A 6,154-nucleotide genomic window follows, 5' to 3' on the forward strand; every position below is an offset into this window, starting at 1 on the left:
GGAGGTCTTAAATGACAGTTAAAAGAGCTATGAAGACTATGGATGGTAACACAGCAGCAGCTCACGTATCATATGCGTTTACAGATGTTGCAACAATCTATCCTATCACACCTTCATCACCAATGCCTGAGGCAGTTGACGTATGGGCTGCAAATGGCAGAAAGAATATTTTTGGTAGACCAGTTGAAGTTAAGGAAATGCAATCAGAAGCAGGTGCAGCAGGTGCAGTTCACGGAGCATTAGCAGCAGGAGCACTAACCACTACATATACTGCAAGTCAAGGATTATTGTTAATGATTCCTAATATGTACAAAATTGCAGGTGAAAGATTACCAGGTGTTTTCTATGTTGCAGCAAGAACTTTAGCTACACACGCACTATCAATCTACGGAGATCATTCAGACGTTATGGCTGCGAGACAAACAGGTTTTGCTATGCTATGCTCATCTTCAGTTCAAGAAGTTATGGATTTATCTCCAGTTGCTCACTTAGCAGCAATCGAAGGAAGCATTCCATTTATTAATTTCTTTGATGGATTTAGAACAAGCCACGAAATTCAAAAGATCCAAGTATGGGATTACAAAGATCTTGCTCCATTAGTTGATTATGATGCAGTTGATAGATTTAAGAATAACTCATTAAATCCTGAAAGACCAAAGACTATAGGTACTGCTGAAAAGAATATCTTCTTCCAAAGAATGGAATCAAGCAACAATGCATACACAGATATCATTGGAATTACAGAAAACTACATGAATAAAATTAATGAATTAATCGGAACAAACTACGGTTTATTCAATTACTATGGTGCTGATGATGCTGAAGAAATCATCATTGCTATGGGTTCTGTATGCCAAGCTGCAGAAGAAACTATAGATGTTTTAGTAGAACAAGGTAAAAAAGTAGGTATGGTAGAAGTTCACCTATTTAGACCATTCTCTAAAGAACATTTATTAAAAGCTATTCCAAAAACAGTTAAGAAGATTGCAGTTCTTGATAGAACAAAAGAAAAAGGTTCAATCGGTGAACCATTATTGCTAGATATTAAATCAGCTTACTACGATGAAGAAGAAAAACCACTTATTATTGGTGGTAGATATGGTCTTTCATCAAAAGATACTGTTCCAGCTGATATAGAAGCAGTATTTGAAAATCTTGCAAAAGATGAACCAAAAGAAGATTTCACAATAGCTATTAATGATGATGTTACACACAAATCTCTTGAAAGAACTGATCTAAAGATTAGACAAGAAGGAACAACAAGATGTAAGTTCTGGGGATTCGGATCTGATGGTACTGTAGGTGCTAACAAACAAGCTATCAAGATTATCGGTGATAATACTGACATGTATGCTCAAGGTTACTTTGACTATGACTCAAAGAAATCTGGTGGTCTAACAGTATCTCACTTAAGATTTGGTAAAACACCAATTAGATCAACATATCTACTAGATGAAGCTGACTTCATGTCATGTTCAAAAGTTGCTTATGTACATCAATATGACCTTCTAAAAGGTTTAAAAGATGGTGGATCATTCTTGCTTAACTGTGCATGGACAGATGAAGAGTTAGAAGAACACCTTCCTGCAAATATGAAACGTTATATCGCTAACCACAACATTGAATTCTATACAATTGATGCTTCTCACCTAGCAGCACAAATTGGTCTTGGTTCAAGAACAAATATGATTATGCAATCTGCATTCTTTAAACTTGCTAACGTAATTCCTTTGGAAGATGCCGTTAAGTACCTTAAGAATTCAATTGTTAAGTCATACGGACACAAGGGTGATGACATTGTAAACATGAACTACAAAGCTGTAGATAGTGGTATTGATGCAATGCACAGAGTAGAAGTTCCTGAATCATGGAAAGAAGCTGTTGATGAAGTTAAAGAAGAAAGAGAACTTCCAGAATTCATCAGAGAAATAGTTAAGCCAATGCTTGAACAAAAAGAAGATGATATTCCAGTTTCAGCTTTCGTTGGTAGAGAAGATGGTGCTTTCGAATCAGGTACAACTCAATATGAGAAGAGAGGTATTGCCCTCACAGTTCCAGAATGGCAATTAGACAATTGTATTCAATGTAACCAATGTTCATATGTATGTCCTCACGCTGTAATTAGACCTTTCTTAGTAACAGAAGAGGAAAAAGCTAATGCACCAGAAGGATTTGATACTAAAAAAGCAATCGGTAAGGGAATGGATGGATATGAATTTAGAATTCAAGTTTCTCCATTAGACTGTACTGGATGCGGAAACTGTGCAGACGTATGTCCAGCTCCTAAAAAAGCACTTCTTATGAAACCATTTGAAGAAGAAGTAGAAAAAGAAAAAGACAACTGGTATTATGCTCATGAAAAAGTTGGATACAAAGAAGATGTTATGGATCCAACAACATTAAAGGGCAGCCAATTTAAACAACCATTGCTTGAGTTCTCAGGTGCTTGTGCTGGTTGTGGTGAAACACCATATGCTAAGCTTGTAACTCAATTATTTGGTGATAGAATGTACATTTCAAATGCAACAGGTTGTTCATCAATTTGGGGTGCTAGTGCACCAGCTATGTCTTACACAAAAAATTCTTGTGGACAAGGCCCAGCTTGGGGTAACTCATTATTTGAGGATGCAGCTGAGTATGGTTATGGTATGAAACTCGCAGCTGATGCAAATAAAGCTTTACTAGAATCATATATGAATGAATTCCTAGAACTAGGGCTTGAAACACCATTTAACGAAGCTTTCAAGGCATGGATTGAAGGAAAAGAAACAGTAACAACTTCTAAAGAAGCTACTGCAAAAATCATGAATCTAAAGAATGAATCTGTAGCAAATGAAGAAGGTCAAGCTTTAGTTGACAAGATTTTCCAACTAAAAGATTACATGATTAAAAAATCTATTTGGATCTTCGGTGGAGATGGATGGAGCTACGATATTGGATTTGGTGGAGTTGACCATGTACTTGCAAGTGGTGAAGACATTAATATTCTTGTATTCGATACTGAAGTTTACTCAAATACAGGTGGTCAATCATCTAAATCTACACCATTATCAGCAGTAGCTCAATTTGCTGCATCTGGTAAAAAGGTTAGAAAGAAAGACCTTGGACTAATGATGACATCTTATGGTTATGTTTACTGTGCACAAGTAGCTATGGGTGCTAACCAAAATCAAACAATTAAAGCTCTAAAAGAAGCTGAAAGCTACAATGGTCCATCACTTGTTATAGCTTATGCTCCATGTATTAACCACGGTATCAGAATTGGTATGGGTAAATCACAATTTAGAGAAAAACAAGCTGTTGAAGCTGGTTACTGGCACTTATGGAGATTTGACCCAAGACTAGCAGAAGAGGGCAAAAATCCATTCCAACTTGATTCTAAAGAACCAAAAGAATCATTCCAAGAATTTATTCAAGGTGAAGTAAGATACTCATCACTTAAGAGATCATTCCCAGAAACAGCTGATGAATTATATGCAGAAGCAGAAAAAGCTGCAAAAGATAGATACGAAACATATAAGAGATTAGCTGGAAAATAAGAAGATAATCTAAACCGTCATTTTTAATGGCGGTTTTTTTGTGCTTCAATTATTTGCTAAAAATGGTACAGATAAAGTAAGCTTATGGTATAATATTAGTAAAAAGTGATAAGATTTACTGATCATAATGGAGGTATTATGACTATTAAGTATGTTAATAATTTAGGAAAAGTAACTATTGATGATTCTATAATTACAAATATTGCTGTAGCAACAGTTATGAAATCCTATGGTGTAGTTGGGCTAGCTAGTGCTTCAGCTAAAGATGGTATTTATCAACTCTTAGGCGTAAGTAATATGCAAAAGGGTGTTAACATTAAACGATTAGATAATGGAACAATAGTTATAAATATTTCTCTATTTTTGAAATATGGGGTTAGAATTCCTGTTGTTTGTCAAAATATAATTGAGAATGTTAAATATAATATTGAAAAATCCCTAAATGTTAGAGTTTCCGACGTAAATGTATATGTTCAAGGGATAAATAAGTAGGAGTGTAAATGAAAATTATAGATGCAAGTAAACTTCAACAAATGATAATTGGAGCTTATGAATATTTAGATGAGAATAAAGATTTAGTGAACGAATTAAATGTTTTTCCTGTTCCTGATGGTGATACAGGAACAAATATGAATATGACCATTAAATCTGGCCTTGATAAAGTAAATAAATCAAATATATCTTCTGTTGATGAAGTTGCTAAGGCTTTAAGTCAAGGAACTTTAATGGGAGCTAGAGGGAACTCTGGAGTTATACTTTCTCAACTTGTCAGGGGAATGAGCAAGACTTTGAAGGGAAAGGATATAATTGAAATTTCTGATATAAAGGAAATCTTTCAAAATGCAAAAAAAACAGCCTATAAAGCCGTTATGCAACCTACGGAGGGGACGATTCTCACTGTGGCAAGGGTAATGGCAGAAAAGGCAGAAGAGGTTTATTACGAGACTTCATCATTGGATGATTATTTGATGGAAATAATTGGCGCTGGTCAAGTAGCACTAGATAATACTCCAAATCAACTTCCAGTGTTGAAAGAAGCAGGGGTAGTAGATTCTGGTGGGCAAGGTTTGATTTTCTTGCTTAGAGGTGCTCTTAATGCATTAAATTCTAATATAGATAGAGATATAGACCTTTCTAATGGAAAAGAAATGGATGATGAGTCATTTATTTACAAAATTAATTTCGAATTAGCAGGTTCTATCGAGGATCTTTTGACTTTAGATGAAAATTTACAAAGGATTACCAAGGAGTATTCATCTGAAATAGAGTCATCTACTCTAAAAGCAAGCTTTAAAACAGATAGTCCACAAAATATTGTTCAGATGATTCTTTTACAGGGAGTAATTCTAAATATTAGTCTTGAAAATCTTAAACCAAATTTAGATGTTAAGGAAAATAAGAAAAGTAAACCTTCTAAGAAATATGGATTTATTGCAGTGTCCAGAGGTGATGGATACAACGCTATTATGGAGAGCATGAATATTGATAAAATCATAGCTGGTGGTCAAACAATGAATCCATCAACTGAAGATATATATAATGCTATGGAAGAAATTGATGCTGAAAATATCATTATTTTCCCTAATAATAAGAATATAATTATGTCAGCTAAACAAGCTGCTGAAGTATCTGATAAAAATGCTGTAGTTGTTGAAACTAGGTCAATTCCCGAAGCATTTAGTGCTATCCTAGAATTTGATGAAAGTTTAAGTCCAGAAGAAAACTTAGAAAATATGAATGAAGTTATTGAGGATATTCATATAGCAGAGGTATCTATCTCTATTAGAGATACTACCGTTAATAATATAGAAATAAAAAAGGATAACTATATTGGTATTCTTGATGGTAGAATTGTTGCGACAGATACAACTATTGAAAATACAGCAGAAAAAGCAATAATTGATCTAGTTGAAGATGAAGATATATCACTTATAACTATTTATTACGGAGAAGAGGTTGATAAAAGGCAAGCCAAAGACTTCTCTAAAAAACTATCCAAGAAGTTTAAACATGTTGATTGTGAATTGGTTTTCGGAGGACAACCAGTTTACTACTATACAATAACTTTAGAATAAGATGGAAGTTACTGCTTTAAAGGGCATAGGACCTAAGAAGAGTAAAGACCTCAAAAAGTTAGGAATAACAAGTATATCGGATTTATACAATTATTACCCAAGAGTGTATGAAGATAGGAGTAAACTCGTAACCATCAATAGTGCCTCTTTTATTAAGAAAGAATACTTCATTTGGAAAATAATTAGCAAATTATTTATTAAAAACGTTGGAAAGGTTACAGTAGCTTATTTGTATGCTATAGAAGAGCAAACTAGCAAGAGAATTAAGCTCTTGTGGTTTAATGACAAGTTTACTCCAAGGAAACTTGTAAAAGGTAAGTCTTATAAATTTTTCACAAATATAAAGATAATTAATGATTTAGCTGAAGCTAGCAATCCAATTTTTTGCGAGATTGATGAAGATGATATAGGAAAAATTATAGCTATTTATAATTTGACAAAGGGACTTACAAGTAAACAGATAAGTAATTATATTAACGAAGCTCTTAAGTACCTGTCTCTTATACACATCTCCGAGCCCACGAGACTATTGCGCTCATC

Annotated in this window: 3 protein-coding genes and 1 pseudogene; all 4 read left to right on the top strand. The window is 34.1% G+C overall.

Annotated elements, in window-relative coordinates; translation table 11 throughout:
• Positions 1–11: 11 nt before the first annotated feature.
• Entirely contained in the window at positions 12–3,539 is a 3,528-nt protein-coding gene (gene nifJ / locus Q0W95_RS07190; RefSeq protein WP_297791332.1) for a pyruvate:ferredoxin (flavodoxin) oxidoreductase, read from the top strand.
• 138 nt (positions 3,540–3,677) lie between these two features.
• Positions 3,678–4,031 (top strand): Asp23/Gls24 family envelope stress response protein, encoded by a 354-nt coding sequence (locus Q0W95_RS07195; protein WP_297791334.1) that lies wholly within the window; start codon positions 3,678–3,680, stop codon positions 4,029–4,031.
• An 8-nt stretch (positions 4,032–4,039) separates the two neighbouring features.
• Entirely contained in the window at positions 4,040–5,614 is a 1,575-nt protein-coding gene (locus tag Q0W95_RS07200) for a DAK2 domain-containing protein (RefSeq protein ID WP_297791336.1), read from the top strand.
• 1 nt (position 5,615) lies between these two features.
• Positions 5,616–6,154 (top strand): annotated as a pseudogene (locus tag Q0W95_RS07205) (ATP-dependent DNA helicase RecG); the annotation flags it as partial.

Origin of the sequence: uncultured Anaerococcus sp., from assembly GCF_947253225.1 — a bacterium.
Classification (GTDB): Bacteria; Bacillota; Clostridia; order Tissierellales; family Peptoniphilaceae; genus Anaerococcus.